The 26,742-nt window shown below is 44.2% G+C and carries 31 protein-coding genes, 1 pseudogene and 1 CRISPR repeat array; of the genes and pseudogenes, 19 read left to right on the top strand and 13 right to left on the bottom strand.

Annotated elements, in window-relative coordinates:
* Window positions 1-60: 60 nt before the first annotated feature.
* Window positions 61-890: direct repeats of the CRISPR family, unit length 35 nt; unit sequence GTTTTGATTCCTTTACCCCTCACGGGGATGGAAAC.
* Between the two features lie 227 nt (window positions 891-1,117).
* Window positions 1,118-1,528 (top strand): hypothetical protein, encoded by a 411-nt coding sequence (locus tag V7L31_RS21060; RefSeq protein WP_334698059.1) that lies wholly within the window; start codon window positions 1,118-1,120, stop codon window positions 1,526-1,528.
* Window positions 1,529-1,548: 20 nt separating this feature from the next.
* On the opposite strand, the gene V7L31_RS21055 is transcribed toward V7L31_RS21060, so the two are convergent.
* Complete coding sequence (locus V7L31_RS21055; protein ID WP_334698058.1) at window positions 1,549-3,351, bottom strand: pentapeptide repeat-containing protein; 1,803 nt, start codon at window positions 3,349-3,351, stop codon at window positions 1,549-1,551.
* A gap of 170 nt (window positions 3,352-3,521) precedes the next feature.
* On the opposite strand from V7L31_RS21055, the gene V7L31_RS21050 reads away from it, so the two are divergent.
* From V7L31_RS21050 to V7L31_RS21035, 4 genes are all read left to right on the top strand, one after another.
* Window positions 3,522-3,785, top strand: a complete 264-nt coding sequence (locus V7L31_RS21050) for a TRADD-N-associated membrane domain-containing protein (protein ID WP_334698057.1) — start codon at window positions 3,522-3,524, stop codon at window positions 3,783-3,785.
* 171 nt (window positions 3,786-3,956) lie between these two features.
* On the top strand, window positions 3,957-4,421 hold the full coding sequence (locus V7L31_RS21045; protein WP_334698056.1) for a hypothetical protein: 465 nt from the start codon (window positions 3,957-3,959) through the stop codon (window positions 4,419-4,421).
* Window positions 4,418-4,702, top strand: coding sequence for a hypothetical protein (locus V7L31_RS21040; RefSeq protein ID WP_334698055.1), 285 nt, complete (start codon window positions 4,418-4,420; stop codon window positions 4,700-4,702). The genes V7L31_RS21045 and V7L31_RS21040 overlap by 4 nt, the downstream gene beginning before the upstream one ends.
* Window positions 4,699-5,223: a lysozyme gene (locus V7L31_RS21035; RefSeq protein WP_334698054.1), complete on the top strand. Its 525-nt coding sequence runs from the start codon at window positions 4,699-4,701 to the stop codon at window positions 5,221-5,223. The genes V7L31_RS21040 and V7L31_RS21035 overlap by 4 nt, the downstream gene beginning before the upstream one ends.
* Here the strand turns inward: V7L31_RS21035 and V7L31_RS21030 are convergent.
* Window positions 5,204-5,509, bottom strand: a complete 306-nt coding sequence (locus V7L31_RS21030; protein ID WP_334698053.1) for a hypothetical protein — start codon at window positions 5,507-5,509, stop codon at window positions 5,204-5,206. The genes V7L31_RS21035 and V7L31_RS21030 overlap by 20 nt on opposite strands.
* Window positions 5,510-5,649: 140 nt before the next feature.
* Between V7L31_RS21030 and V7L31_RS21025 the strand changes: the two genes are divergently transcribed.
* From V7L31_RS21025 to V7L31_RS20965, 13 genes are all read left to right on the top strand, one after another.
* Entirely contained in the window at window positions 5,650-8,082 is a 2,433-nt protein-coding gene (locus V7L31_RS21025) for a hypothetical protein (protein WP_334698052.1), read from the top strand.
* Between the two features lie 110 nt (window positions 8,083-8,192).
* On the top strand, window positions 8,193-8,900 hold the full coding sequence (locus tag V7L31_RS21020; protein WP_334698051.1) for a hypothetical protein: 708 nt from the start codon (window positions 8,193-8,195) through the stop codon (window positions 8,898-8,900).
* On the top strand, window positions 8,884-9,930 hold the full coding sequence (locus tag V7L31_RS21015) for a hypothetical protein (protein ID WP_334698050.1): 1,047 nt from the start codon (window positions 8,884-8,886) through the stop codon (window positions 9,928-9,930). Before V7L31_RS21020 ends, V7L31_RS21015 begins: the two co-directional genes overlap by 17 nt.
* Window positions 9,923-10,201: a hypothetical protein gene (locus V7L31_RS21010; RefSeq protein ID WP_334698049.1), complete on the top strand. Its 279-nt coding sequence runs from the start codon at window positions 9,923-9,925 to the stop codon at window positions 10,199-10,201. Before V7L31_RS21015 ends, V7L31_RS21010 begins: the two co-directional genes overlap by 8 nt.
* 3 nt (window positions 10,202-10,204) lie before the next feature.
* Window positions 10,205-10,819, top strand: a complete 615-nt coding sequence (locus V7L31_RS21005; RefSeq protein WP_334698048.1) for a hypothetical protein — start codon at window positions 10,205-10,207, stop codon at window positions 10,817-10,819.
* 47 nt (window positions 10,820-10,866) lie between these two features.
* Window positions 10,867-11,496: a hypothetical protein gene (locus V7L31_RS21000; protein WP_334698047.1), complete on the top strand. Its 630-nt coding sequence runs from the start codon at window positions 10,867-10,869 to the stop codon at window positions 11,494-11,496.
* A 42-nt stretch (window positions 11,497-11,538) separates the two neighbouring features.
* Window positions 11,539-12,279, top strand: a complete 741-nt coding sequence (locus tag V7L31_RS20995; RefSeq protein ID WP_334698046.1) for a hypothetical protein — start codon at window positions 11,539-11,541, stop codon at window positions 12,277-12,279.
* A gap of 164 nt (window positions 12,280-12,443) precedes the next feature.
* Window positions 12,444-13,382, top strand: a complete 939-nt coding sequence (locus V7L31_RS20990; RefSeq protein ID WP_334698045.1) for a major capsid protein — start codon at window positions 12,444-12,446, stop codon at window positions 13,380-13,382.
* Between the two features lie 86 nt (window positions 13,383-13,468).
* Window positions 13,469-13,894, top strand: a complete 426-nt coding sequence (locus tag V7L31_RS20985; RefSeq protein ID WP_334698044.1) for a hypothetical protein — start codon at window positions 13,469-13,471, stop codon at window positions 13,892-13,894.
* Window positions 13,891-14,115, top strand: coding sequence for a hypothetical protein (locus V7L31_RS20980; RefSeq protein WP_334698043.1), 225 nt, complete (start codon window positions 13,891-13,893; stop codon window positions 14,113-14,115). The genes V7L31_RS20985 and V7L31_RS20980 overlap by 4 nt, the downstream gene beginning before the upstream one ends.
* On the top strand, window positions 14,081-16,138 hold the full coding sequence (locus tag V7L31_RS20975; protein ID WP_334698042.1) for a hypothetical protein: 2,058 nt from the start codon (window positions 14,081-14,083) through the stop codon (window positions 16,136-16,138). The genes V7L31_RS20980 and V7L31_RS20975 overlap by 35 nt, the downstream gene beginning before the upstream one ends.
* A complete protein-coding gene (locus V7L31_RS20970; protein WP_334698041.1) occupies window positions 16,138-16,953 on the top strand; it encodes a hypothetical protein in 816 nt (271 codons plus the stop codon). The genes V7L31_RS20975 and V7L31_RS20970 overlap by 1 nt, the downstream gene beginning before the upstream one ends.
* A 4-nt stretch (window positions 16,954-16,957) precedes the next feature.
* Window positions 16,958-17,704, top strand: coding sequence for a hypothetical protein (locus V7L31_RS20965; RefSeq protein WP_334698040.1), 747 nt, complete (start codon window positions 16,958-16,960; stop codon window positions 17,702-17,704).
* A gap of 448 nt (window positions 17,705-18,152) precedes the next feature.
* Here the strand turns inward: V7L31_RS20965 and V7L31_RS32675 are convergent, their stop codons facing one another.
* The 11 genes and pseudogenes from V7L31_RS32675 to V7L31_RS20915 form a co-directional block, all read right to left on the bottom strand.
* On the bottom strand, window positions 18,153-18,704 hold the full coding sequence (locus V7L31_RS32675; protein ID WP_442944465.1) for a DNA cytosine methyltransferase: 552 nt from the start codon (window positions 18,702-18,704) through the stop codon (window positions 18,153-18,155).
* Between the two features lie 521 nt (window positions 18,705-19,225).
* Window positions 19,226-19,324, bottom strand: a pseudogene (locus V7L31_RS32670) (HNH endonuclease); the annotation flags it as partial.
* Window positions 19,325-19,776: 452 nt separating this feature from the next.
* On the bottom strand, window positions 19,777-21,189 hold the full coding sequence (locus V7L31_RS20955) for a hypothetical protein (RefSeq protein ID WP_334698038.1): 1,413 nt from the start codon (window positions 21,187-21,189) through the stop codon (window positions 19,777-19,779).
* Window positions 21,113-21,715 (bottom strand): hypothetical protein, encoded by a 603-nt coding sequence (locus tag V7L31_RS20950; RefSeq protein WP_334698037.1) that lies wholly within the window; start codon window positions 21,713-21,715, stop codon window positions 21,113-21,115. The genes V7L31_RS20955 and V7L31_RS20950 overlap by 77 nt, the downstream gene beginning before the upstream one ends.
* 10 nt (window positions 21,716-21,725) lie before the next feature.
* Entirely contained in the window at window positions 21,726-22,790 is a 1,065-nt protein-coding gene (locus tag V7L31_RS20945) for a hypothetical protein (RefSeq protein WP_334698036.1), read from the bottom strand.
* The gene (locus V7L31_RS20940) at window positions 22,780-23,424 is read right to left on the bottom strand and encodes a GIY-YIG nuclease family protein (RefSeq protein ID WP_334698035.1); all 645 of its coding nucleotides are present in this window, start codon (window positions 23,422-23,424) and stop codon (window positions 22,780-22,782) included. The genes V7L31_RS20945 and V7L31_RS20940 overlap by 11 nt, the downstream gene beginning before the upstream one ends.
* Window positions 23,425-23,509: 85 nt before the next feature.
* Complete coding sequence (locus V7L31_RS20935; RefSeq protein WP_334698034.1) at window positions 23,510-23,746, bottom strand: hypothetical protein; 237 nt, start codon at window positions 23,744-23,746, stop codon at window positions 23,510-23,512.
* On the bottom strand, window positions 23,746-24,039 hold the full coding sequence (locus V7L31_RS20930; protein WP_334698033.1) for a hypothetical protein: 294 nt from the start codon (window positions 24,037-24,039) through the stop codon (window positions 23,746-23,748). The genes V7L31_RS20935 and V7L31_RS20930 overlap by 1 nt, the downstream gene beginning before the upstream one ends.
* A 187-nt stretch (window positions 24,040-24,226) precedes the next feature.
* A complete protein-coding gene (locus V7L31_RS20925; protein ID WP_334698032.1) occupies window positions 24,227-25,570 on the bottom strand; it encodes a ParB/RepB/Spo0J family partition protein in 1,344 nt (447 codons plus the stop codon).
* Between the two features lie 54 nt (window positions 25,571-25,624).
* Window positions 25,625-25,975: a hypothetical protein gene (locus V7L31_RS20920; protein WP_334698031.1), complete on the bottom strand. Its 351-nt coding sequence runs from the start codon at window positions 25,973-25,975 to the stop codon at window positions 25,625-25,627.
* Window positions 25,976-26,005: 30 nt separating this feature from the next.
* The gene (locus tag V7L31_RS20915; protein ID WP_334698030.1) at window positions 26,006-26,203 is read right to left on the bottom strand and encodes a hypothetical protein; all 198 of its coding nucleotides are present in this window, start codon (window positions 26,201-26,203) and stop codon (window positions 26,006-26,008) included.
* A gap of 104 nt (window positions 26,204-26,307) precedes the next feature.
* On the opposite strand from V7L31_RS20915, the gene V7L31_RS20910 reads away from it, so the two are divergent.
* Window positions 26,308-26,682: a helix-turn-helix transcriptional regulator gene (locus V7L31_RS20910; RefSeq protein ID WP_334698029.1), complete on the top strand. Its 375-nt coding sequence runs from the start codon at window positions 26,308-26,310 to the stop codon at window positions 26,680-26,682.
* Window positions 26,683-26,742: the final 60 nt, after the last annotated feature.

Here is a 26,742-nt window from a genome sequence, read left to right as displayed (position 1 = left end):
GACCCCCCGCTAAAATGACACCTTCAAACCCTTTTGTAGTAATAGTTCTACAAGGGTAGGGTTTTGATTCCTTTACCCCTCACGGGGATGGAAACGAGAAGAAACCAAACTCAGAATTGCATCAAGTTTTGATTCCTTTACCCCTCACGGGGATGGAAACGGTAACCTCGATTTCATCTGCCAGTATAAATTTCGCGTTTTGATTCCTTTACCCCTCACGGGGATGGAAACAATGTTAGAGATTCGTAACATACAAGCTCTGTCGCCAAATTGTTTTGATTCCTTTACCCCTCACGGGGATGGAAACACCTGGCTCAAGTGTATAGAAGTCCGCAGAAATATAGCAGTTTTGATTCCTTTACCCCTCACGGGGATGGAAACAAATAAAACAATCGCAGCGGCAAGCAAAATATCAGGTTTTGATTCCTTTACCCCTCACGGGGATGGAAACCCGCTTTGATGAGCAAAATAATCAGACTCATTTCCACGTTTTGATTCCTTTACCCCTCACGGGGATGGAAACAATAACCCAAGTCTACACTCAGCTTGTCTATCTAAATAGTTTTGATTCTTTTACCCCTCACGGGGATGGAAACATTAATTTACCTGCATATACAGGATTAATCATTTCTAAGTGTTTTGATTCCTTTACCCCTCACGGGGATGGAAACCCCGAAACAGCATCGACTACCTCGCACTCAATTCCAACCAGTTTTGATTCCTTTACCCCTCACGGGGATGGAAACGCTATTTGTTCTGCGCTTCTGACAATAGTGACGTGACCATTTTGATTCCTTTACCCCTCACGGGGATGGAAACATACCAGTTTTCAACGGGTTATTGGTTGCTAAATTGGTTTTCAAATCATTACCCCTCACGGGGATGGAAACACCTTTGTTTTCTCTTGAGCTTCAGCAGTATCAGCAATCTTTCCAAAACCACTCCCCTAACGGGGATGGAAACTTGTCAACTGCCGTCTGTACGTCAGCGGGTACCGTTCCAACTTTCGGCTAATACCTATAACAGGGATGGAAACTCCTTTTGATTACGAAACCACATTTGGTACTCAAAATTTTCACTTTCCATTACCACTTCCCCTAACGGGGATTAGAACGCGATGCCTGCGGCGGGCTGCGCCTACGCAACAGAAAAAATCGACATCAACCAAATGCCCAAACTCGACCTAAAGCCGGGAGAAAGCATATTTGATGCTTATCAGAGGCAACGGGAGGAAATGAAGTTGCCAACTGGAGCCAAAGCTGATATTCCGCCAGTGGATAAAACATCTCTTGCAATAAATTCAACCAGCATTCAACCGCGTGAGTCTGCTGGAGGTAATCAATTTGTAGAGGCACTGAAAATGGCGAATCAAGGGATTGAGCAGAGGTTAGATAGGTTGATTGAAAGCATGGTTACAGTTGCTAGGACACCTCGCTCTCTCACAGTTTCCACGGCTAACCCAATTGATGATGCAGCAGACTTGATGAATAGGATGTCACGGGGACAGGTTATGGCGGGGGGAATGTGAAAAATTTTTCAGGATGTTTCTTATCTTGGACTCAGAACTGGAGGGCGATCACCAAAAATTGCCCCTCGTTTCTCTAGGTCGCGCCTCAAGTTTTCTGTAAGACCTAGATTTTGGCTAAATAAGGCGTTCACAACAATAGCAGTCTCCAAACTAACATCGCTCAGGTTGGCACTGCTCAGGTTGGCACCGCTCAGGTTGGCATCGCTCAGGTTGGCATCGCTCAGGTTGGCACTGCTCAGGTTGGCACCGCTCAGGTTGGCATCGCTCAGGTTGGCATCGCTCAGGTTGGCACTGCTCAGGTTGGCACTGCTCAGGTTGGCACCGCTCAGGTTGGCACTGCTCAGGTCGGTACGGATCAGGTAGGCACCGCTCACGTTGGCACCGCTCACGTTGGCACGGTTCAGGTCGGTACGGTTCAGGTTGGCACTGCTCAGGTTGGCACTGCTCAGGTCGGTACGGATCAGGTTGGCATCGCTCAAGTTGGCACTGCTCAGGTTGGCACTGCTCAAGTTGGCATCGCTCAAGTTGGCATTACTCAGGTTGGCATTACTCAGGTCGGCATTACTCAGGTCGGCATTACTCAGGTCGGCATTACTCAGGTTGGCACCGCGGAGGTCGGCATCGCTTAGGTCGGCATCACTAAGATCGGCACCGCCCAGCTTGGCATCACTAAGATCGGCATCACTAAGATCGGCACCGCCCAGCTTGGCATCACTAAGATCGGCACCGCCCAGCTTGGCATCACTAAGATCGGCACCGCTCAGGTTGGCATCGCTCAGGTTGGCACCGCTCAGGTTGCCACCACTCAGGTCGGCATCGCTCAGGTTGGCATCGCTCAGGTTGGCAGCAATCAGGTTGGCACCGCTCAGGTCGGCACCGCTCAGGTCGGCACCGCTCAGGTCGGCAAGCCTCAAGATGGCATCACTAAGATCGGCACTGTTCAGGTTGGCACGAATCAGGTTGGCACGAATCAGGTTAGCACTGCTTAGGTCGGCATCGCTTAGGTCAGTATCGCTCAGGTTGGCAAAGCTGAGGTCAGTATCGCTTAGGTCAGTATCGCTCAGGTTGGCATCGCTTAGATTGACACCCCTCAGGTCGGCATCGCTTAGATCGACACCACTCAAATGTCGCATCTTAACTGCCTGACTAACAATCTTCTGTACTAAGCGCCATTTCTCATCAGACTTGGCACTTTCATCCTCTGAACTTTCGCTCAAAATTTGAACATCTTCAACAGGAAAACCTGTTACTGTTTTTAGTTCTCCTGATTTAATGCGAGATACAAGCTGCTCAATGTCCTCTGGAGAACCTTCGACAAATAATCTGATGCTGCCTTGTTTGATATCAGTAATTTCTATAGTGTCACCTCGATATGCTCGTACAGCAGATTGAATAATATTCCAGTTTTTAACCGAATCTACATCACCTTCTAAGGTGATAACTGCTTTAATTTTTTTACTTTGTTTATCTATTACAGTTACTTGACGGTGTTCTGGTTGCACTTGCTCTACTACCCCATCACTACTAGGGCTACTGTAACTACTTGCCGATAGCTGGTTTGGTTGTTTTTCTTCTGTTAACCCTGCAATTTCTCTCCAATTCAGCTTCAGTGCCTCACATATCCTTTTAAAGGAATCAAGCTGAATTGGCTGACACCGAAAAAATTTTGTCACTGTACTGCGAGATATTAGTTGAGACTTTGCAAAGTTGCTTTTTGAATCGAACCCTAGCCTGATCAAGGACTTTTCCGCCATCTCAATACCTTCTAGAGATGCTGTGATAGTTATTTTTTTGTTTTTTCTGCTAGGGCTTGGGTCTGTCATGGTGTGACTCAGTTATTTAAAAAGCGATCGCTTAGGCAATCAAAACTAAAGCATTAGACAATCATAGAGAAATCACAAGTCATTTACAACACAATCTTTGTGTAGTCAAGGTTATAGGTTTTTGGCTCGATATTGGAAGTGTGAACTTGAACACACAAATAACAAAACCTATGAGTCATTTGCCAGTCGAATTTTACATTGCCCAAGAGCGCCTACGCCAAGCACGCTACAGCTTTAACCTTGCCCTAGTTGCCACTGCTTTATCTGCTTGCATTAGCCTTATCGGAGCCGGATTACTGTTGTCAGGCAAAGTTACAGAAGGAACATTTACTGCCGTTGGAGGAATGGCGACCAGTGTGCGATGCATCCAGTTTGCCAAGGAAGCTAACGATAGACTTGATAAAACTTTAGTCGAAATGAAGGACGAAGATTAACAAGGACTGCTCAGATTGAGCGATCGCTTTGCTTAAATGAAACACCCAATACCCTTGGATGGTTTTTTGGGTAGTGATCGCTCTTGTGTTGGGGGTTATGAAAAATTTTTCATGAGGTGAAGCCATAGAGTTCACAGGAAATCTAGCACTGTCGCCAATACCAAAGCCCTTATGCGCCAACTAACCCTCTCAATAAGCGGAATATCAGTCACCCTGAAGCGATTCTTCAGCTACGATCGCATTCTCGCCGACACAGGACAAACTGAATATTCGATTGCAGGCACGCCTTTGGATTCTGGCCCAGTGTACGAGCCGAAACACATCTGGACAATCTCGGCAATAGTGACTTACGAGCAGTGGTATGGGATTGGGGCGATATTTGGGGAATGCGATCGCTTACGTCGTCAGCAAGGTAATTACCGCATCACGATAGATGACAGCATCCAGGATTTTATCGAGCAGGGGGCGAGGACTAGGGCATTAGCTTCTGGGGGAACAGAAACAACTTTCACGGGCGGGGTGGCTTATCCAGCGCGGTTTTATGCCAGAATGCTTGAGCCTAAGAGCCAATGGCAGAAAAATCAGTTGTATCCCTATGTGGCGGGTTTTGTGCTGAGGGAGTTGGATAAAGCTTGAATTACCTGTTTTTTCGATGGGTATTTGTTAGGCGTTGGGCTGGACTTAATGGAGGCTACATTGTTTATCGTCGTCAATACTGGCTACCATTTTTTAATGAAGAAATTGCGGCCCAAGTTATCGTTTCAGCTTGGTGGACAGTAGAGGATGGGGAAGCTTATAGCAATTGGAGCAAGCCGCTTGATAAATATGCTCGCAAGCATTTACTACCAACTATCAACTCTAGTTGCTCTGCAACTGTGTCTTACAGGGAGATAACTTCCCCGCCAAAGGAATCATGAGCGTGTTCCACTGCGATCGCCCAACACCCATGACAAACTTACCAACACCAGGTGTAGACCTAATCAAAGAATTTGAGGGTTGTTATCTTCATGCATATCCAGATCCACGCACCGGGGGTAAACCAATAACCATCGGCTGGGGAGCTACCAAAAAGCTAGATGGTAGTAATTGGCAATTGGGAGAAACCATCACCCAAGCCGAAGCTGACAGCCTGCTGATCGCCCAACTGGAAAAAGATTACCTCCCTCCCCTACAAAAAATCCCCTCTTGGAATGACCTGACGACAAACCAGAAAGGGACAATCTTGAGTTTTGGTTACAACTTAGGCAGTAATTTCTACCTTGCTTCAGGATTCACCAGTATCAGCAGACTGCTGAAAAATTCTGACCAATGGAGCGATGTCAAGGAAGTAACGCGAGTTTTTAGTTTGTACTGCAACCCAGGCAGCAACGTGGAAGCGGGTTTACGCCGCAGACGGATTGCAGAAGCCAAACTCTGGCTTACGCAGCAGCAGGGGTAGCGCTAGATATAGATTCAAGCTGAGATGCAAGCTGTTCCAAAGAAGCCAACTTGGTTGCTGTATTAGCTTTCTCGATTTCGTCTTCGTTCAGCGAGGCAGTGGTTGCATCAAGCCTTGTTTGTAGGTCTGTGCTTGCTGCCGTGGCGGCATCCAGCTTTGTCTGTAGGTCTGTGTTTGTTGCTTTCAATTGCGCGTTTTCGGTCTTTAACTGCGCGTTCTCTTGGGTAGAGGCGATCGCACCTTGAAAAATACCAACCAATCTATCCAAAAAGTCTGGAGTTGCCATATATGCACCTATCATTAACCGCTCAAATATAACAACGCAACTATTTGGGCGTTATAGTGTTGATTTTGTAATTTAATATACTGGTGAATCCGTAACCCAACAACAGGAATCATGGGCTTGAAGATATCGCCTCATCACCCATGTCCGCCAACCAATCAGCCAGAAATGTCCGTTTACTCATAGGAGGCACAGATTACACTCCCTGCCTCATCTCTTTTCAAGGCAGCGATAGCCATCTTGACCAATCTGGGCTGATTACCTTTACTGGGCAGATTGTGCTGGGGAAGGCGCTAGGCTTTGCTCAATCCCTAGATGATCGCAAAAATCCCGGCGCTTTTTGCCGTGGAAAACCCGTAATTCTGGACATTGCTGATACTAACGGAAGCCTGACACGCCACCCACGAGGTACGCTACGGCTACTTACCCCCAAATATGATGTAGAAAAGCAGCAGCTAACCTTGGAAGTTGGCGATTTAATCACCCTGCTGAACTTCAAGGAACCCACCGATCCAGACAAGGCAGACAACAGCAAGAGTGGCTCTCAAATTGCAGGAGATGTAATCACTAAACTATTAAGTGAAGCTGGAATCACTGCATTCACTGGAAGTTTGCCAAGTACGCTCTACAATTACCCTTTAAATCTTTCAGGTTCCTATTTACAATCTGTGGGGAAATTGCTGTACGCCAGTAATCGAGTTGGGTGGATTGACAATCAAGAGAGATTTAGAATTTCTGTGGTTAATGTCGAATCAACTCAATCTCTAGTTTCCTTGATAGTTGGCGAGAATGAGCTTTGGTATCGCCGACTAGGTGGGGCGGAATCACCTTGCGAGAAAATCAAGGCGGTTGGCACACAGATGGTGACGCGGGAGATTGAGCTTGATAGCGAAACCGTCACTGAGCAATACGGCTCCCCCGCGATTCTTGACCCTACATACACCGGATTAATAGTAATCAACAAAGTTACAGAAACTCAGAAATGGGAGGAATTTGAGGGCAAATTTACCATCACTTCAAACACTGAGAAGCCTTGGGGATTAATCATTCCAAGAGTTTTTTGGGAGAAATTTGCTACCCCTCCAAATCTGCCCCCAGAATTATTTAGATTATTTTTAGGCGAATCACGAATTGAAGAGTCATCTTATGAAGATGCTGATACAGGGGGGAAGTTAAAGCAAAAAATTACTAATTTCAATACAGATAAATCGCAATATTTAGCAGAAATTCAAGAAGCTAGACCCGATTTTATTGTGGGTAATTTCGTAGGATTGGTGAACACCAAACAAGTCACCGAAACCTATACATATAACCCTAAAGAAATACTTTTAAATAAAGTCACCGAAACTAAAGAGCTTGCAGTAATAATCCTTAATGGGAGCAACGAAAACTGGGACGATTGGCAAACCATTCCAGAGTATTTTGTGACTTCTGAATATAAGTATGAAGAATGGAAGCAAATTGACAAATACACCTGGGAGTACCAAACTTACCGACTTTTACCCACGGTGAAGGCTGAGGGCGGCACGGCGATTGAATATCCTGATGATGTGAACCAGCGAACTAAGCAGAAATTAGGGCTAACCTGGGATTCTAGCGAGAAACGTCGCTCTAATTCAGGGCAAGAAACGCCACCCGCGTCCGAACGTAGACCAACATCTACTCGCATCGAGGAAAACCCTGTTACCTACACCGCAAAATTCCAAGATCCATGCAGCGGTAATTTCAAACAACGCGAGCGCACGTATAATGTGGAATTTTTGGCAGGGATTACAGTACCTCATGAAAAATTTTTCATAAGCAGTGATAGTAGCGCGAATAAACAGCTTGAGGCGATCGCCAAGCGCGAAGGCAAATTACTCAGAAGCAGATGGCAGGGGCAAGAAATGGCGGGGGCGATTCCCAATAGTTTGCTGGGCGCGTATCAGCCACTATTTGGGGTAAATGTACTTGAGTTCGACGGTACAGCCCAGAATTACTTAGCCGATGGTTGCAGTTGGGTGGTAACAGCCCAAAAAGCGCTGTGGTCGTGTGATGGTATTTGGGTAGGGCAGTCGCAATCAGCAATTCCAGTTGTGGGGGCGATTGTGATTAGTGAAAGTACGCTGACTATTAATGGTGCGATCGTCCCTGGCGCAGTGATTACCCCAGAGGGTAACGCTGTGGTGGGTGACGTGACGATTACACCGGATGGAAACACCATAATCAACGGCGTAACTCTACCAGCCGACGGCAGTGTTGTAATTCCGGGAGTTACCACACTTCCTTACACCGAAATTGAAGACTTACCCTTGGGTATGGCGCTAGGGATTGAGTTCAGGTCTTACGCCTACTTGCTGACTACGACTACTTCACAAATCCAATTGGGATTAGGCGAGGGTGGACAGTGGAGTAGTGGGTTTGTACTGCCATTAGGCTTAGGAATTGGCGCTAGCTTTACCGGAGATTTCACCTTGCTCTGCTGGGAGGATTTCACCTGGGATGGAATTGATGAAAGCGCCTGGAATGCTTTGCAACCATCACCCACATGGGAATCAGTGATTTGGGATGAAGTGGACTGGGAAAGGGTTTTGTAGCCTTTGGTCATTAGTCATTGGTCATTAGTCATTGGTTATTGGTTATTGGTTATTCGCCTTGTTTCCCCTGCTCCCCCTGCTCCCTGCCCCCCATTCCTCATTCCCTGCCCATGCCAACCGGAATTTTTACCAACGCCTGGATAACTCAATCAGCCAAAATCCTTTTCCGTGGCAGCACCCCGCCTGATTCCACAAAATTTCGATTAGCGCTGGCAAACAGCGCGTCCTTGGGGCGGACAAATTCGCTGGCTGACTTCATCTCCAGCGAACTTCTACCAACTAATAATTACGCTAGAGCGGCAGCTAGTTTCTCAGGTGATGGAACCTACGAGACCACCGATCAACGCCATGAATTACCTGTGATCAGCGCCAGTTTCTCTGCTTCAGGCGGTTCTCTCCAGTTCCAAACTGCGTTTCTAATTGCCGATTCATTGGCAGTTTCATCAAAATCTTTCACCAACAGTAATGTCAACGCCACCACCGATCGCATTGCCATCACATCTCACAGTTTTGTCAATGGCGATAAGTTGGTTTTCACAGCTGACGCTCTAGCCACGCTTCCCGGCGGGATTACCGCAGGCACTATCTACCAAGTCGCCAGCGTGACTACCGATGACTTTCAATTGCAACCCAATGGCGGCGGCTCAACAGTTAATATCACAGATACCGGATCTGGGACATTCCGCGCCAGGAGCGCCAACGGCATCATCGTTGCTTATGCCGTAGAATCAAGCCCGATTACCGTACCGGATGGACAAGGTTACAGCTATCAGATTCCTCTTGTAGTTTTGAATAGTGGCTATGTCACAGGAAGCTAACGATATTTTAAAAGGGCGATCGCTTATCAACCGCCATTTATTTCAAAAGAGAATTGCTGATGCAGCAGAGGCGCAATCTGAAGCAAATCTTCCCACTTTTTATTCTGGCTTTGATTGTGCAACTGGACGGGCACGACTAGAGTCAATAGATGGCAAAAAAGTTTATGGAAAACCGCAAACTAATGGGGCGATCGCTATTGGTAGCAGTATTCGGTTAACGAATGATTTTTATGACAGTCTTCCTCGCCGGAAACCAGAAGATTCTCCTATTGATGTCAATAATGAATTGGCAAATACCGGATTAGTAATTCTCAAAGATTCGAGTTGGCTGGATATACCTAGTACAATCAATAAAAAAGCTTTTTATAAAATAATAAAATACTTCTTAAATAAATCAAAAACCATATATACAATTGGATCTGACCCCAGGGTGCATCATGAAGGTGGCACGTTTGGAGTGTCACTAATATATGGAGTATCACCTTTCGACAGCTACAGGATACCCATAAATATTTCTCAAGTATTCCAAGAAAATCACATAAAAGTAAAATTAGTAGATTTAAATCAGCCGAATATTTACCGAAAAGTCAAAAGTTGTTTTGTCCTTCCATTATTTAAACAGGAAGAATACGAATTTACCGATATTGAAAAAATCAACTTACGAAAAATCGCTCAACAGCAAGGACTAATCATTTTTAGTGAATGGAGACCGTGGGATTTTTACACAAGGCATGTATTGGAAACGTTTGATTTATTTGCTCGAATCCAATCTGGGGCTAGCTATAAATCTGTAAGCTGGATTAAAGGAGGAATACGTAAATTTCTTTTACCTGATGGCGCTATTACGACAGAGGCAATCGGTACATTCGTTGGTGTATCAGAAGAGGAAAAATTATTAATAATCAACGAATCTACTGGTTTGTTTCTTGGAGACGATGATGAATATATCCCAGAAGGTGAATTAAGGGATATTTCACCAAGAACACCATCCGCGATTTATATAAAATCCAAAAACCTAACCAATGGATGAACTATCAATATTGCGATCGCTTGCAAACACCAATCGAAGCATCTATCACTCCAAATTAGTACAAGCCCAAAAAGCAACAGATCGCATCTTAGAAAACAGCGTGAAAATTCTCAATTACGATGCTGATACAGGAAATTACAGAGCGAAAAATACCGCAGGGACAATATTTTCAGCACGCGCCATTTCTAATGGAGTATTCGCCATCAGCGATCAAGTAAGCCTAGTAGCACCAGTAGGAGGAATACCAATCATTGATGCTATGCCCCGCTAATAAATGACGATTCAAACTGGATATGCGATCGCCGATATCGCCACATTAAAAGCCTTAACCAGCAGTCAGAGGGTTGATGGTTATTCGCGGCTTGTTAAGTCTGATGCAAATGGACTACCTTCCTGGTATGCCTTTGTTAGTGCCAGCACTGCAACAGCTGACGATGATTTAGTATTACTACCAACGGATAGCCCTAGTACTGGTAGATGGCTTAAAAGCGGGGGTGTTGGCGGTGGCGGCGCAAGCTTTGGCGGGCAAATAATTTGTACAAGCGGTTGTACCACTGCGGCGGGTGGAAGTGGGAAAGCGCTTCAGTTTTATGCACCCCAGACAAATTTAGGGCTAATAATTCAGCCTAGCTTTGGTATCAGTATTCAGTCGGGTAGTAATGCGATCGCTATCTACAGATGGTCAGCGGAGCCAAATACTGGAATGACTGGAAAAGAAGCTACCCCAACCGCTCAATTACCCAATGCTGGGGGCAAATTCAATCTCACAATTAATTCTACCTATAAATGGATTTCAATATTTGCGAAAAATCCAGCTAATAGCAATTATTTAGATGGGGTTTGTTTTGTAGTTACTGGCAACGTAATTACTTTATTAGGGTATTCGTAATGATTAATAGATTAGCTTGTAAAATATTTGCAAAAATTTTTATAAAATTGCCTCACAATTTAATGCTTGATATTCTCAAGCGATTGGAGATTGGGGTTTATTTATTCTGCCGTCGCCAATCGATTTCATATCCCGAATTAAAGGATTTATTGGAAGAGCAAGCAATAAGCGAATACAATCATGCTCAAGCTTTTGCAACCCTTGGTAACTCAAAGATTCATTTGCCAGTACAGCATTTAATGAATAAAGAAGAGTCCTTAGACTGGAATCGTTTAACCTGGGGTGATGGTGATTGGGGAGAGCCTGTAGATGGTATCAGTACCCGGTTTTTGAGTTCTAGATTATTTTTTAAAGGGCTAACAGCATCCTCTTATGACTTGCCCAATAAGCTTGCTTTTATGCACGTCCTGGAGGAATCGCAAACTATATTTTATGGAGAATTAATCAAAGTTTGCTCAAGCGATGTCAAGAAGATTTTGAATCAGATTGTGCTTGATGAGAAAGAGCATTCTGAGGATTTATTGAGAGCATTGCAAGATATTGATCCTGAGTGGTACGGGTTAATTGAATCTTGGCGATCGCGCCAAAACCTGGCATTGCTTTTACTGCCAGTTGATTTGATTTTTTACTTTGTTACTCATGTTTTGCGAGTAGCCCTTTGGGTATGCCTTGGGTAAGCGGGAATTCTGGAGCCGTTCGTATAAGCGTGATGCTTACTTATGGCTACTGAATTAGATTCGACAATTCCCACCGAAACCAAACAATATTCTGACGAGGAAATTACTAAAATCCTCAATACAGTCGGGGCGACCCGCAAAGAACGAGACGAAGCTGCCAAAAGAGCCAAAGAATTAGAAACCAAAGTTGCTGAACTTTCAAGCAACTTAGAAAAAATTAAGGGTATCGACCCTAGTAAGTATCAAGAATTAGAAAAACTGGCCCGAGACTACGAAGAAAGCAAGCTTGAAAAAGAGCGCAATTTTGCTGAATTAAAAGAGCGCTGGACTGGCGAAAAAACCACATTGCAACAGCAGATTCAACAGCTGCAAGAGAGCAACAGGCAACAAACTATTCTGAATGCTCTTGAAAAATCTTTCTATGCCACTGGCGGTAAATCTGGCAGGGATGACGACGGGCTAACTTATTTTGATTTAATCCGCGATCGCGCCGCAAATTATATCGTCCTCGATGAGCAAGGCAGAATCACCATCATCGACCCCAAGGATAAAACGCCACTCAAAGATACGAAGGGCGTAAGTTTAACTGTTGACGACCTCATGCTTAAACTCCGCTCTGGTGGGCCCACAGCTTCACTTTTCGAGCCGATTGGCAATGGCGCTGGTTCGGGGATGGTGCGATCGCAGCATGGGACACAGAATCCTGCGATGCTGCGAGAGCAGATTATGGCATTACCTCGCAGTGAGCGCATAGCAAAGGCCAGGGAACTGGGAATTAAGTAGATAAGTAATAAGTAATAAGTAAAAAGTAATAAGTAAATACTCATTACTCACAACTCATTACTTGTTACTCATCAAGACTTGAGTGACTCAGGTTGATTTTTTTAATGTCGGCGTGATGCCGAGGAAACCAACTTTCTTTCTTTTTGACTTAGGCATCACGCATCATGGTAATGACTCTTTTGGAGGCAGCAAAACTTGCTCCCTCTATTAATACTGCGACAATTATTGAAGAATACGCAGCATCTTCTGATATTCTCCGCGTTATTCCCTTTGAAGATGTTGCCGGAACCGGCAAACACTACAACCGCGAAGATAAGCTCCCTGGCGTAGGATTTCGGGGCATCAATGAAGGTTACAAAGAATCTGTTGGCGTTTTGAACCCCCAGTCTGAAGCCCTCAAAATTTTCGGCGGTGACTTAGATGTTGATCGCGCAATTATTGATATGCAAGGAGATAAAGTCCGCTCCGTGCATGAAATGATGAAGGTTAAAGCATTGGCGCTTTCTTGGACTTATAACTTTATCAAGGGCGACTCCAGTATTGATGCACGCGGCTTCGATGGGCTGCAAGTGCGGCTAACCGGCTCTCAATTAATTTCCAATAACGACGCAGGCGGGCCACTTTCACTTGAAAAGCTTGATGCATTAATCGACGCAGTAGACACACCCACGCACCTAATTATGGGTAAGTCTGCGCGGCGAAAGCTCAACCAAGCAATTAGAAACCGCACTGTAAGCGGTGACGTTGATTTTAGTCAAGACGAGTTTGGTAATCGGGTAATGAGCTACAACGGGCTGCCAATCCTGATCGCCGACTACGACAACAACGGAAACACCATTATGGACTTTACCGAAACAAGTCCTGACGGTACTTCTAGCACTCAATGCCAAAGCATTTATTGCGTGTGCTTCAAAGAAATGATGCTCAATGGCATTCAAGGCGCTGTAGATGGAGTGTATGGCGTTAGTTCACGTGACTTAGGCGAGTTAGAAACCAAGCCCGTATTTAGGACACGGGTTGATTGGTACACAGCGATCGCCTGTTATCACGGTCGAGCATCTGCTCGGTTGTATGGGATTACCAACGCACCACCAATCAGCTGATAAGTCGTTGTTGAAAAATTGCTCTACTTGGGGAAACCCCAAGACCGCATTTTTCGCTTGTTGAAAAATTTTTCAGGATTAAAAATATGGCTCGTTCAACCATCGCCAACCGCCGTGCGATCTTGCTAGATGCAAGCTTGATTTTGCGGGATTTCACCACCGCCGTAGCTATTAGCGCGACTACTGCTGAGACTGCGATCAGCAATACAAATGTCGCTGAACTTCTCTACTACAAAGCAGTTGTTGATGTCGCCGCCCACACTGGATATGTAGCAGGTTCGGCACAGTGGACAATCACAATCGAAGCTTCTGCTGATAACTCTACTTTTGTCCCCGTGGGTACTGTTATCCCTATCGGCGTTGCCAATCGCTTCCAAATTCCTCTAAGCGGTGAATGGGTAGAAAAAAATCTTCCTAGTGCCGCTTACCCAAACATCATTTATGTTCGCGCCAAGGCAACCAAGATCGGCAGCCCTGGCAACTTGAATTATGGAGCGTTTTTGACAGCATGAGCGCCCCAGTAACTCTTTACAGTCCAGATGGTGGGCGCGCTCGCGAGATTGCGGCGATCGATGCACCAGGCTGGATTCAAGCAGGTTGGTCAAAATCTCCTGTTCTGGCAACAGCTACTCCAGTTGTTGTTGCACTAGAGTCGGAACCTGCTCCAGAGCCACAGCCCCAAGCAAAATCTAAGCGAAATGACGTATCAAGAGACGGCGTACCAGAAAACTAATATCGTTGATAGTAATGGCAATGTCATCAACTCTTTTGGTGGTAGTGGCGGGGGTGGTGATGCCTCTGCCACAAATCAATCTGCACAGATCGCACTAGAGACGGCGATACGCGATCGCCTTCCGAATGCCTTACTAGGTGGTCGATTGCCTGTTGATGGTAGTGGCGCAACCCAACCGATATCAGCGTTAAACTTGCCACTGCCGATTGGTGCAGCCACAGACGTAACTTTACAGCAAGTCAGAGATGCGATAAAGGCTCAACTCGACATCGCATCAACTATCTGGACAGACAATAGTGGAGTTTTCTATGTCCGGCGTGATGTAGTAAACGAGGGAACGGGGACAATAACTGTTGCTTTCACAGACCCTTCAGGCAGTACTGCGACTCCAAGCGCTGGATTGCGACCATTAGCAACTACCGACAAAGACACGATCACCGATTTCTACGATGTACTGACAAGTGGCACTGGTTACTCGGTTGGTGATTTATTAGGTAGGGTTGCGATATTAGACGCAAACAGCGGATCGCCCTCTGCTACTTTTATTTGGCTGAATCTCACCACAGGTACGATCCTTAGTTCTGCACCAACCGGAACAAATATTGAAAGGGCTAACGAAAATGTAGGCGCTCGACAGATAGGCGCTTGGAACGTAGTTGCGGCTCTTGATACAACAAATAGCGGCTATTTATCAAACCTTAATGCTGCTATTGGAACTGCCATTACAGGAGCGACAATGCCCAGTGGTGGTGCAGGTTGGTTTGGATGGTTGTCAGCAATTTGGAATCTAATTAATGTTAGAGTTCCAATTCTCAGTTTAATAGGAAGCGCTCTTAAAGTTGATGGTAGTGGGGTTACTCAACCTGTAAGCTTGTCTTCAATTCCTCTAGCAAGTAATGCTGCTACGGACACAACATTACAGCAGGTGAGAGATGCGATAAAAGCTACTATTGACATTGCATCAACTATCTGGACAGATAATTCAGGAGCTTTTTATGTTCGTCGTGATTTAATAAACGAGGGAACAGGAGCAATAACTGTAGCGTTTACTGACCCTTCGGGGAGTGCGACGACACCGGGGGCAGGCTTACGACCCTTGGCGACCACAGATAAAGATACAATAACTGACTTTTACGATGTGCTTACTTCCAGCACAGGATACTCAGTTGGTGATTTATTATCCAGAGTTGCAATACTAGATGCCAATAGTGGATCGCCCTCAGCTAGTTTTATTTGGTTAAATTTAACTGTTGGAACAATACTTAGTTCTGCCCCTACTGCTGCAAATATTGAAAGGGCGAATGAAAATGTTGGTGCAAGACAAGTTGGCACATGGACAGTTGCAATTTCCAATTTAAATGCCGATCCTGCTACTGCAACTCTCCAAGGCGTTGCCAATACTAAACTAACTTCCATCGATAATAAAACTTCCCCTCTGGGAGCCAACACTACTGCAAACTCACAACCATTTACGATCGCCACCGACGACGCAATCGCTATTGCGATCCGCGATCGCATTGGGGGAACTGCGATTACTGGCACTACTATGCCTTCTGGGGGGGTAGGTTTATTTGGCTGGCTTTCGGCGATTTGGCAGATGATTAGCGATCGCATTCCAACTCTTGCTTTGATTGGCTCTGCATTATCTGTAACAATCAGGGCAAATTCGACAGGTGTTGGCGGACAGACCCCTTACAAACTTATTTCAACTGCAACTACTAATGCTGCTAGCGTCAAAATAGGTGCGGGAAATTTATATTCGATAGTTGCAATTGGACTGACTTCAACAGTCAGATATCTGAAGTTTTACAACAAAGCTTCAGCGCCAACAGTTGGCACAGATACGCCAAGCATGACTATCCCGATTCCTGCTAATACCCAAGGGGCAGGGATTGCAATTCAATTTACATCGGGAGTTAATTTCAATACGGGAATAGCGATCGCAATTACTGCCGGAATAACGGATAGTGATACAACCGCGATCGCTGCCAATGATGTTGTCGTAAATTTAACTTATAGCTGATGCTGATTTTACTTGGTGGGGGACAAGGACAAAACAGTTCTGGTGCAGCAAGTTTTGGGACAACTGTAGTAGCGGCTTACTCGGCTTTAATTTCTACGGCAGGTGGCACTTTAGATAGCACGAGTACTTCAGCTTTAATCACGTTTGTAGATACTTTAAATAACGCGGGGATTTGGGTAAAACTTTTAGAAGTTTGGACTTCTACAGGAAGTAACTTAGCTGCTGCTTTAGTTAAATTAAAATATCCCTCTGCAATCCAATCCTCGCTAACAAATAACGGCTTTGTTTCAGGAGATTACACACCCACAACAGGTTTACAAGGAGGAGCCAGCAAATTTTTAGGGACTGGTTTTATTCCAGCAAACCAAATAGCTAGTTCTGTAGATTTTGGCTTTAGTTTATTCATTAAAAATTCTGTTGGCAATGCCAGCAATAACATAAATTATTTTGGATGTGACACCAGCAATAGAGTGTTTAGTGTTTTTGCAAGCACTAGTTTGGCAGCAACAATAGTTGCTAATAGTTATTCTGTTGCTAGCGGTATCAGAACTACTTGCTTTGTTTCCGCTAACAATCTATCTATGCTTAGTGGTTACTTAAAAAGAGATACTACACAAATAGCTACCAAATCGGTTGTAACACCTGGAACTTTACCATCTACAGAAGCCCAAGTATACACTTACAATGGCGGCACGATAACTCAAAATGCTAGGGGAATTATTTATTTTTATTCAATACATACAGGATTAACTGACGCTGAAAGCACAACTCTGTATAACGCAATCACAACCTTAAACACATCCTTGGGTAGATAATAAAATGACAATTGTAACCGATTACCAAAATCTGATTATTCAAGCTGGAGGACAGTTAAGCCAGCAAGCAATTGATGCTCATGTGACTTTTAGTGATAATTTAATATCCCAAGGACTTTGGGATAAATTATTGGAAGTTTGGACTAGTGCAGGAAGTAATTTGTCTGCTGCGCTAATTAAATTAAAATATCAGGACAATCCTTGCATGGTTGGGGTAAATTTCACAGAAAATGATTACTCACCATCCACTGGATTACAAGGGGGAGTGGGAAAATTACTAAAAACTGGATTTATCCCAGCCAATCATTTCTCCAACGGTTCTGATGTATCTATTAGTGCTTATTTAAAAATTGTAAACGGCGGTGGTTCAACAAGAAATTACCTTGGGGCATCAGCTTCTTTTAGATTATTTACAGTAACTTCATCAAATACCTTTGCGTCTGCATTGGGTAACGCACCTTTGTCTTTGGTAAATCAAGCCAACAATAATTCTTTTTTGCTGGCTTCCAACCTGCCAGATGGTAGCAGCTATTTGAAATCAAACAATAAAATACTTGCAAAAAAAGACGGCATCTTGAACCCCACAATACCATCAAGTGAATTGTATCTTTATCAGCAAAATGGGGCTACAGCTTCATATATAAATACTGGCATAATTAATTTTTACGCCATTGGACAAGGATTGACGGATAGCGAAAGTACTAATTTATATAAAGCCGTTGTTGACTTGAACGCGTCTTTGAACAGATGAGCGAAATTATTTGGGCGAAAGGATGTTCATAGCCTCTTGATGACTCATCCCTTTTTGCCTTAATTGGCGATAAGCGAAGCGCATATTATGTGGCACTTCCACCTCCAATCTACGCTCCAACATCGGCTTAATTGCGGTTAAAATATCGGTTATTTCTGCTGGCACAATTCCGTTACCCAACATTTTGATTCGCTGGGTTTGGCTTATGAAAAATTCTTCACCTTCTTGATTAATCCCGATCGCAGTCGAACCAACCTCCCACCCCATTAATTGCTCTGCCTCTGTGGCATTAATAGGGCGCTCAATATAAGTTTCACCTTGATATTCGCGGATTTTATAAGCTCCTGTTCCAGAATTATTGGGACTTCGTAGGCATGGGGATTCTTCGTGATAGATGCGATCGCCCCCGGCAGCGCGATAGACAATGGCGTTACCTTCCCCAATAATCTCAGCTAAAGATTTCAACCCTTGTTTCGGTTGCGTCGCTCTCACATCCGCCGTGATAGCCCACGATGAAAATCCGTTCTCGGTTTTGGGGGACGTGCCGATTTCCATTCCTAAGTTGCCAGGTGCAGCGATACCCCAGACTTGTAAACGATTCGAGGATTTTAGGGAAGGCAGTTCCGTCATCTGCGCTAAGGATGCCACGGACATTTTCAAAGAGGAGTGCGGGTGGGCGCTGAAGTTTAATGAACCTAAGTCCCTCAAAAAACAATTGTCCGCGAACTCCAGCAAGTCCATCTCGCTTACCAGCCACGGAAAAGTCTGGACAAGGACAAGTAAGGATTGTGATATCTGGTATTGGGAGAGCGAGAATAAAGTCGTCTGTGATGGCTCTGATATCTTGCTCAACAAGTTGGGCGTTGGGGAATCGCTTTCTGTAGACGCTACAGGCGTGGGGGTCGTTTTCAATTGCCCAGATGGGCTTGTATCCTGCGGCAATCGCGCCTTCTGTATCGCCGGATGCCCCACTAAAGATGTGTCCACTGGTGAGGTACAATCAACTTTCTCCCATTTAGTACCAACGCAATTATGTCCATTTTTAATAGCTGACAAGATAGCTGTTCTATGTACTCCAATACATCTAGCTGCCTCGGATACTGATTTGTAAGTCTCTCCTGTGTCAGCCCTTGCAACCGGATGCTCAATAATACATGGCACATCCTGTCGAGGGGCTTTTTTTCTGCGTCCTATGTACTTGTGATTGACACAGTATGGATTCTTGGCTGAACGATACAACTCTTTACCGCAAATAGCACAGCAAAGCTTTTGTGTCATCTGAATCGTGCTTGGCAGATCATTTAGTTTGGCAAACTCCCCAAATACCTTAACAGCAGCGTTGTTATACGCTTTGGCTGCTTCTTCTTGCGTGCCGTAAGTGCCAAGATATTCAACAATACCATCATGTTCAATCTTCGCCATCCAAGCAAGATTTCCAGCAGGTTGAACACCTTTGTACTGGTTTTGGCTATTTCGATTTTTGACTCTGTTTCTAGAATTTCCAGTAAAGTCAGTGACTCGTAAATTAGAAAACCTATTGTCTAAGGTATTTCCATTGATGTGATCTACAATTTTTCCCTTTAAATTAATACCTCGATTTATGAGAATTTCTCGGTGCATACGAAAAGTTTGAGTTTTACCGTTCGCTCCATAAGGGCGACGGCAGGCATATACAGGTGAGTCACTACGTGCGTAGCTGGCATACCAACTCCATTGACTAATGTATTCATAATCATTGGCATCAATAATAGTTACAAGATTTTTTGTCAATAGAATCTTTTTAATATTTTCTATGTCACAAAATTTTTCTATTTGATTTTCTTTCATCTCGCACACTTAACGAGTACCTATGTTAGTATTCTAACTTATTTACAATTTTATATATGCCATTTCGGGAAAATAACAATCTAGGTTTTGAGCCAAAGGGCAATGAAGCTTTGACCGCAAATATCAGCTTTAAGACCACAAAACGTAAAAAGGAGCTATTGAAAAACGTCCCTAATTGGCAGGAACGTTTAAGAAATTGTGTTGATCAACTAATCAAAGAACATGAGCAGACAAATAATTAGCATTTAAACTTTTAGTATCGTGATCGCCTGCTGATGATTTATCCCTTTTTGACGCAATTGCTTGTAGGCGAATTTGAAATTACTGGGAACATCGCGTAGTTCCCATTGTTTCCAAGCTTCCTCAAATTCTTTTACAGTCTTAAAATCGTCTGGATCAGGCGGTTCGTCGGCAGTGTCGTAGAAAATGGTCGTCTGCCCATCCTCTTCGATTTGATGCGGCGTTGATCCGAAGTGTTTGGGATTCCAGTTATTACCACTAGTCTCGCTTTCGTTTGTGAAAAGTTTTTCAGGTTCCAAGTCCGGCTGTACCGACTTCAATCTCGCCAAAAATACCGCGTCCACTTCCATCTCATCGCCCTTCAAGCTCCAGCGAACGCGATATTTATCGCCTACGATATCAATAATTTCGCATTCATTAGTAACGCCTGGGGTGACAGCAAAGCGATCACCTATTTTAATGCCTTGATTGTTTTCGACTAAACTCACTTGATCGGTGCCAAGCACCAAGTCTGTAGTAGTCACTAGTGATTCATAACTAACTGAGCCATTGGCGTATACGTTTGGATATTTTGCGATTTCAAAAACTTGCCCAAGGCAGAGAGGGTGTTTGGAGACGACGCGATCGCCTACTTTAAAACCCAAATCCGTGCCAATGGAGGGTCTTTGTGAAGAAAATTGAATTTCCCACAGTGGTACTCGTGTTCTCTGTGGAGGTTTGGGTTTAATGCTGGATTTAACCAGTTCAATTGTTACGTGTCCCCCGCGCTCTGGTTTTATAACCTGATAGATAGATTCGGGGGCATCTCTCCATTCGACGCGATCACCTACCTTAAATTGCTGTGTACGCTCGTTTTCAGCTAATTCTAGGGGTGCAATCTCGTACCACCCTTTTTTGAGAGTAAGATGCTTTTTCTCCCTACCCTCACCAGCTGCTACGCTAAGAGTTTCGCCGTTAATGCCTGTAACAAGTGCAGTCTTACCTATCCACTGACTGAGGTTTTGAGTTCTGGTTTTTAAGATGCGAACGCGATCGCCTACCTTAAACTTTGGTTCGGGCTTCTTGAAAAATTTTTCAAGAGCCTCTCCCTCAATGATTTCGCATACCATCAGCAGGTGGTGTGGCACAAAAAACTCTTTACCTTCCCACACACCTATTGCCATGTCCTGGCAAGAGTTTTTAAACTGCCAAGACCAGGGACACTCCCTCTCACTAATCCAGTCGCCAGGAGCAAGTAGAGCGATATCTTCTGTGGTAGCTGGGCGCTTGGTGCAACTGGTGAATAATTTGCCGAGATTGGGTGCAGTGGTGGTCATGATTGAGGCTTGACTGTGATGGCTTTCATGCTTGTTCCTCCAACCATTGACGGGCGATCGCTTTAGAATTTTTGTAGGATTCATCCGCCGACTCGGCTTCAAAATTTTGCTCCATTCTTTCAAGAATATCTGCAATATTGTTGATAGTACTTCCGTTTTTTCGTGTGCGTTCACTCGTAGAAGCAATACGTTCAAGCTCATGAGTTGGCGTGGTTTTAAACTGTTCAATGAGTGTCTCTTTGCGCTCAGAGGTCATATAGCCTGTGCAGTTTAAAATTATTCTTGCCACCAACCGCCCACGCTTGGATAACTCAGCTATCTGCTCAGGTGTTAGCCTGTCTTCGTGAGAAGGTAAAACGGGTAGAGAGAAATTACCCATTACACACTCTCCAGGCGGTCTGTATTCACCTTGGGCAAATTCTAAAATCTGTCCAGATGAAGGGAAAAATTTATATGCTCTTGGATGTTTTTTGAAGCAACGGGCGATACCATTCTGCAATCGGGGCAAAGACAAGTGTTTGAGTGTTTCATACCATGCAGCTTCCAATATCCCGTTATTGAGGATATTGCCACCATAAAAGCTTTGCAGTTCAGATACGGAATCCTTGAAGTCTTGATAGTCCAGCATTTGTAACTCCCTAGTAGTTCAAATTCAAAACAACCGGCGATCTTGATGATTGATTGATTTGTTGGGCAATATTGGTGTGGCGATCGCCTGTAGTCTTTGCCAATATCCATTCAGCAACTAAGTCTCTTAGCTCTCCCCATCGAAGCGGGTCTTTTTCGCAGTTCACTATCCACCCTTGGGCTGCTGCCAATTTCAGCCCCTTTCCACCATTGGCATTAGCAGCTGTAAAACTTTTAAAATCTGGGTCAATGTCGTTTGGGCTTACAGTTAAGGCTCTACCACTTTGGCGATAATGCTTAATCACATCGCCAATCTCTGCCTGTATCCAAGTTTTGTACTCAATTCCGTAACTCAAGATTTTGCCTGAATCTTCAAAAGCTTGCTGGATTGGGTTCAATTTTTGATTTTGATAATTATTCTCATGCGCCGGAATAATTGCTTTAGATGAGGGTATGTTGCTTTGTTGCTTAGACTCTAAATTGCTTGGCAGCGTGGCGACAATCTGCGAACTGGGTTCTTCAATCGATTCGATTCCCAAATCAAAATCTCCTCCCCCCTCTGTCTGCAAAAAATTTTGGGGGACTATAGGGGGATCTTCTTCAATTGGAGTACCTTTAACTGGAGTAACTTCAATGGAGTACCTTTGTGGACACGTTGCGTCCTGGGGGGTAGACACGTTGCGTCCTGGGGGTAGATCCGTTGCGTCCTGGGTGGGTAGATCCGTTACGTCCTGGGTTGTGCTGTGTCCACGCTTACTACGCAAATCTTTGCTTGATTTGATCCATTCAGACTTGTCCGTTAGGCGATAGATCGAAGTACCTCCAGCACAAGATTCTTTGGTAACAAGTCCGCATTCGATTAGTAGCTTGAGAGAAGTCTTAACCTTGCCTTCTGACATCTGACAGCCAATCGCCATATTCTTGATAGACTCGTAAGCTCCTTTTTCTCCTGCCCTGCGAGCAATTCTGGCGTAAATGCGAAATTGATAAGGATCTAATCCAAAATCATCCAGTTCTCTATCAATAAAAATAGGTAGTGTTCTGCTGTCTGCATAGCCGTGCTGTTTAGTACTCATTGCACACCTCACGTAAAGCAATGGATTGTGCTAATGTGCTAATTTCTTCTATGTCTTCAGAGGACAAATCAAACCACTCTTGCTCCCGTGCAAAAATTACCTGTCTGTGTTTAAATTTTGAGTGCAGAAATTTTTCTAAATCTTTAGGGATGCGGCATCTGATAATTGCTAACACTTCTACATCAAAATGATGCTTGTTAACGATGCTCTTTATCCTATTTTTTGGGCTTGCTGTAATTCCTATTTTCGTCAAACCATTTAAGTCCGACTTGATAACGTAAACAGATGGCTGATAAAGCGGAATATCTTTGTATCTGGTGTGGTCTTTTACGAAGGTTGGTTGGGAAGTAATTTCAATTTGAGTCTCATGCTCCTCCTGGGGTAGATCGATTAAAGTGATCGTCTCTTCAATTCTTTCTATTAAGTTCAAGAACTCTAAATTTTGATAAGCTGCTTCAAGCTCTTCGCTTGATATATAACACTTAGAAGCCACCTCATCTTCTTCTTCAATCCCTTCTTGAGTAAGATACAATAACTGGCAATAAACTCTAAATTCAATAGGACTTAGCCCCATCTCAAATATTTGTTTTTCAATAAATACCAGAGTTCGATGTCTATAAACTCGTACGCTCATGTTATTATTAGATATGTTGATTTGGTTTTCTCGTGGATAATGTTGTCTACAGGAAACCTATTTTTTTGGAAAGACGATTGAAAATTTAGCCTTCATCTGAGTTGGACTCATCAGGTTGTTCATTGATGCTCTGACGCACAGAATCGAGTTCGCCCTCAATATCATCAAGAGTTTCCTTGATGAATTGATTATCAGATTCCGATTTTTGAAAGGAATCGGTTCTGCCAACAAATCTAATCAATCTGTGTAGCTTTCCATGTGCCCTTGATAAGGCATAAAAAGCGATCGCATAGTGCCAGGGTGAATCAGGTCTGTTGCTCATTAAAATAAAGATTGTTGTCCTGGAACTGTTAAGTCACGGGCGATAGCAATGCTTGAAGCAGTACTCTTTCGTCGCAATCTTTCATTAATTATCCCAAGCCTCTCAAAAGCTTTCTGCCGTTCGTCAAGCCAGATTTGATAGGGGTGATTTTTCCGTGTCCTGAAAGGATAAGCTGCATCGATCACGCACTTTAGCTGCTGTTTATCCTGTTCTGATAAATTCTCCAAGTTCACATTGATAGTAGATATCGCCTGTTCAATTGCCGATGCCGCTCTTTCTCTCCAATAGCTCATCTCCAGTAGCTCCAATCTCCAAGAATTGAGTTCAAATAGCGAGTCATGTAAGTTTTTGTGGTCGTATTAACAAGCTTGTATTCTCGACCCAGTATCAAGTCAGTCGTGCTAATCAGAATCGGCTTGCCCACGATGATTCTGATGTAATCCGCTGCCGACAATTTAATGGTGCTGAGAGTATTTTTCATCACGCCGCCTTGTGCGCCAAAGACTTCTCTAGAGCCTTCCAAATAGCCTCTAAATGGGCGGCGCTGAGTTGAGGCTCTACTTTGCACATCACCTCATACATCTGCTTGGAAGAAAGTTTGAGAAGTGTGATCGCCACCTCAGTCACCAACACATCGCCAGTTGTATTGAGATTAGTGATTGAAGAGGATTGCTGCTCGACTGGCGGCCCTTCATTTCGGGAAACCTCCGGGAGTAATTGCGATCGCCTACCACCTAACCCCATCTCTTTCTGCTTCTGGTTCAACTCTTGAGTCACAGATGTGGGCTGGGTCGGCAACGCTTCCATCTGATTGAAGGCTACTTGATGCCTTTTGTGTTCTGATTCGCCCTCGATGTGACAAACGGCGGAGATACCCGTTATCACTCTCACGGTTGCATTTTTGCCTTTGTGGGGCCCATTGATGATTTTTACTCGCTCAAATTCTTTGGGTATCCAGCGCTGTTGAGAGGTTTGATTGGATGGTGGTTCTGGTTTGACTAGCTTGTAAGCCGTATCCACGCCCCTAGTACGTGAGAGCAGTTGTTTTAATTGTTCGTGTTGTTTGTGTCGCACGCTTCCAAGAGGTGCATCAGCGGTTTCATCTAGCGCTTTTACGCACGCCATTGCGTGTTCGGCGTTAACTCCGCTACCCAAACCGACACGCTTGGCAATAATGTCCCTAACTGTGCCTTCCCCCTCGCCAGGGCGTCCCTGGCGGGATTTGGCCCGCTCTTTCTCTATCTCTAGCCACACTAGATATTCTCTGGATTTTTGCTCTATACTTTTTTCCCGATATTCGTTGCCAGAGAGCAACGCCGCAAGTTCATCCTCGGTTGTTGAAAAATTTTTCACAATCGATGGAACTGTTTTAATCCCGACTTTTTGGCACGCTAACCGCCGTCTATGTCCGTGGATTACTCGAAAGCGATTGCCATTAGGTGAAAGAGTGAAAATTTCTTGCAATCCATTTTTGGCGATCGACTCAGCAAGAGCAGTCACATCCTCATTTTCTCCATATATTTGAGAATTTATTGGATGTGGATCAAGTAATTCTATTGGTATCCATTCAATACTTATTTGTGGCTTAGTTGATGGTGCAATTACCACCATTACCATCTGCTGTTCCAGCCTTTTAGCAGCTTCTAGGCTTTCAATGCCTTCAATTAATTCTCCTGAATTATTAATAACAATGTCGGGAATAATACCATCAGCTTGAAAGCCAGTTATCACTTTTAAGACGATATTTTCATCAACACTGAAATTATCGGGAATTGTTATTTCGTAGGGATTCCAGCCCTTTAAATTTCTGGCTATTTGTGTCATACTTAATTATTGAAATTGAATTTAGTATTTTTTAATCGCGTTAGTTCGTCAAAACTACGCGATTTTTTTGCTCCGTCGTTTTTCGGGGCTTTGCAGTAATCTCGCTTCACATTTTTCGATGTGAAACTGATAGCGGGGGATTTGAGAAGAGGGCGATCGCACATCACGCACCTCATACCCAATTCTCAATAATCCACTTCTAACCATCTCCCTCAATTGCTCGGTTGTGTTTAGTGCAAGGATTGAGTAGGCGTCTTCAGTGTCATACCACTGGCGTTGTGGTTGGGACACATTGACCCCTAGCATTTCTGCTAACTTTTTTTTGACGAGCTTTTCCACAAGAGCCTCAATCTGGCTTTCGGGGATAAGTCTCTCTGTGATTTGGTATCTTCCTGGTTGCTCCATTGTTGATAGGTGGTAGATGCACTTGTTTCGTTACACCGTCACCAAAGAGCGCGATTCCTGCGGAGGCAGACCACGCTCCCTAGCTTCGTACTGCTCTTTTCTGTAGCTCAATAAGAACTGTCTTAGGGCGAAAGTAACTATGGAAGATTCGGGAATGCCCATTTCTTCGGAAACCCTTGCAACCTCTTCTGCTATTGCGTCTGAGGTGGTATATGGTTTTTTAGCCATTACTACTACTGTGGTGGTATTTTCTTTGTGTGGTTGCCATAAACTATATCACAAGAGTCAATAAGGTGACACCCGTAATATCGAGATCAGCTAAATGCTGAATTATGATTATGTGGATGGAGATTTTTGAACAGGTTTTAATGAGCGATCAATTTGAAGAACGATTTCAGGAAATTGTGAAGCGGGCAATGGGCGATCGCTCCCAAAGTTCGCTTGCTCGTGAATTGGGCGTTAGCTCCTCCACTGTTCAAAAATGGCTGTCCGGTAATGGACATCCGTCATCGGAGAACATGGCGAAAATTGCCAAAAAGGCTGGACTAAGTGGTGTTGATGCATTGCTTAGTTACCTAAAAGGGGAGGAAGTTGCAAACGATTCTGGAGAGCAACCTATTTCACCGGAAGAAATTTTTTTATTAGCCAAGAGACTGACTAAGGGGCAGCGCAAAAGATTGATTAATCTCATGCTTGAGGACTTATAAGCTGTAAGGTTTTTCGTCCCAAGCGCGGACAAGTAAAAATGTCCATGCTTGGGACAAGTG

Source organism: Nostoc sp. (assembly GCF_036916655.1).
Taxonomy (GTDB): Bacteria; Cyanobacteriota; Cyanobacteriia; order Cyanobacteriales; family Nostocaceae; genus Nostoc.
Note: the sequence above shows the minus strand (reverse complement) of the source record. Positions and strands in the feature narration are given on the sequence as shown.

Coding starts and splice junctions, on each gene's coding strand:
- V7L31_RS21060 (WP_334698059.1), top strand. CDS start 1,118: ATGCCTGCGGCGGGCTGCGCCTACGCAACAGAAAAAATCGACATCAAC.
- V7L31_RS21055 (WP_334698058.1), bottom strand. CDS start 3,351: ATGACAGACCCAAGCCCTAGCAGAAAAAACAAAAAAATAACTATCACA.
- V7L31_RS21050 (WP_334698057.1), top strand. CDS start 3,522: ATGAGTCATTTGCCAGTCGAATTTTACATTGCCCAAGAGCGCCTACGC.
- V7L31_RS21045 (WP_334698056.1), top strand. CDS start 3,957: ATGCGCCAACTAACCCTCTCAATAAGCGGAATATCAGTCACCCTGAAG.
- V7L31_RS21035 (WP_334698054.1), top strand. CDS start 4,699: ATGAGCGTGTTCCACTGCGATCGCCCAACACCCATGACAAACTTACCA.
- V7L31_RS21030 (WP_334698053.1), bottom strand. CDS start 5,509: ATGGCAACTCCAGACTTTTTGGATAGATTGGTTGGTATTTTTCAAGGT.
- V7L31_RS21025 (WP_334698052.1), top strand. CDS start 5,650: ATGTCCGCCAACCAATCAGCCAGAAATGTCCGTTTACTCATAGGAGGC.
- V7L31_RS21020 (WP_334698051.1), top strand. CDS start 8,193: ATGCCAACCGGAATTTTTACCAACGCCTGGATAACTCAATCAGCCAAA.
- V7L31_RS21015 (WP_334698050.1), top strand. CDS start 8,884: ATGTCACAGGAAGCTAACGATATTTTAAAAGGGCGATCGCTTATCAAC.
- V7L31_RS21010 (WP_334698049.1), top strand. CDS start 9,923: ATGGATGAACTATCAATATTGCGATCGCTTGCAAACACCAATCGAAGC.
- V7L31_RS21005 (WP_334698048.1), top strand. CDS start 10,205: ATGACGATTCAAACTGGATATGCGATCGCCGATATCGCCACATTAAAA.
- V7L31_RS20995 (WP_334698046.1), top strand. CDS start 11,539: ATGGCTACTGAATTAGATTCGACAATTCCCACCGAAACCAAACAATAT.
- V7L31_RS20990 (WP_334698045.1), top strand. CDS start 12,444: ATGGTAATGACTCTTTTGGAGGCAGCAAAACTTGCTCCCTCTATTAAT.
- V7L31_RS20985 (WP_334698044.1), top strand. CDS start 13,469: ATGGCTCGTTCAACCATCGCCAACCGCCGTGCGATCTTGCTAGATGCA.
- V7L31_RS20980 (WP_334698043.1), top strand. CDS start 13,891: ATGAGCGCCCCAGTAACTCTTTACAGTCCAGATGGTGGGCGCGCTCGC.
- V7L31_RS20975 (WP_334698042.1), top strand. CDS start 14,081: ATGACGTATCAAGAGACGGCGTACCAGAAAACTAATATCGTTGATAGT.
- V7L31_RS20970 (WP_334698041.1), top strand. CDS start 16,138: ATGCTGATTTTACTTGGTGGGGGACAAGGACAAAACAGTTCTGGTGCA.
- V7L31_RS20965 (WP_334698040.1), top strand. CDS start 16,958: ATGACAATTGTAACCGATTACCAAAATCTGATTATTCAAGCTGGAGGA.
- V7L31_RS20950 (WP_334698037.1), bottom strand. CDS start 21,715: ATGCTGGACTATCAAGACTTCAAGGATTCCGTATCTGAACTGCAAAGC.
- V7L31_RS20945 (WP_334698036.1), bottom strand. CDS start 22,790: ATGAGTACTAAACAGCACGGCTATGCAGACAGCAGAACACTACCTATT.
- V7L31_RS20940 (WP_334698035.1), bottom strand. CDS start 23,424: ATGAGCGTACGAGTTTATAGACATCGAACTCTGGTATTTATTGAAAAA.
- V7L31_RS20935 (WP_334698034.1), bottom strand. CDS start 23,746: ATGAGCAACAGACCTGATTCACCCTGGCACTATGCGATCGCTTTTTAT.
- V7L31_RS20930 (WP_334698033.1), bottom strand. CDS start 24,039: ATGAGCTATTGGAGAGAAAGAGCGGCATCGGCAATTGAACAGGCGATA.
- V7L31_RS20925 (WP_334698032.1), bottom strand. CDS start 25,570: ATGACACAAATAGCCAGAAATTTAAAGGGCTGGAATCCCTACGAAATA.
- V7L31_RS20920 (WP_334698031.1), bottom strand. CDS start 25,975: ATGGAGCAACCAGGAAGATACCAAATCACAGAGAGACTTATCCCCGAA.
- V7L31_RS20915 (WP_334698030.1), bottom strand. CDS start 26,203: ATGGCTAAAAAACCATATACCACCTCAGACGCAATAGCAGAAGAGGTT.
- V7L31_RS20910 (WP_334698029.1), top strand. CDS start 26,308: ATGATTATGTGGATGGAGATTTTTGAACAGGTTTTAATGAGCGATCAA.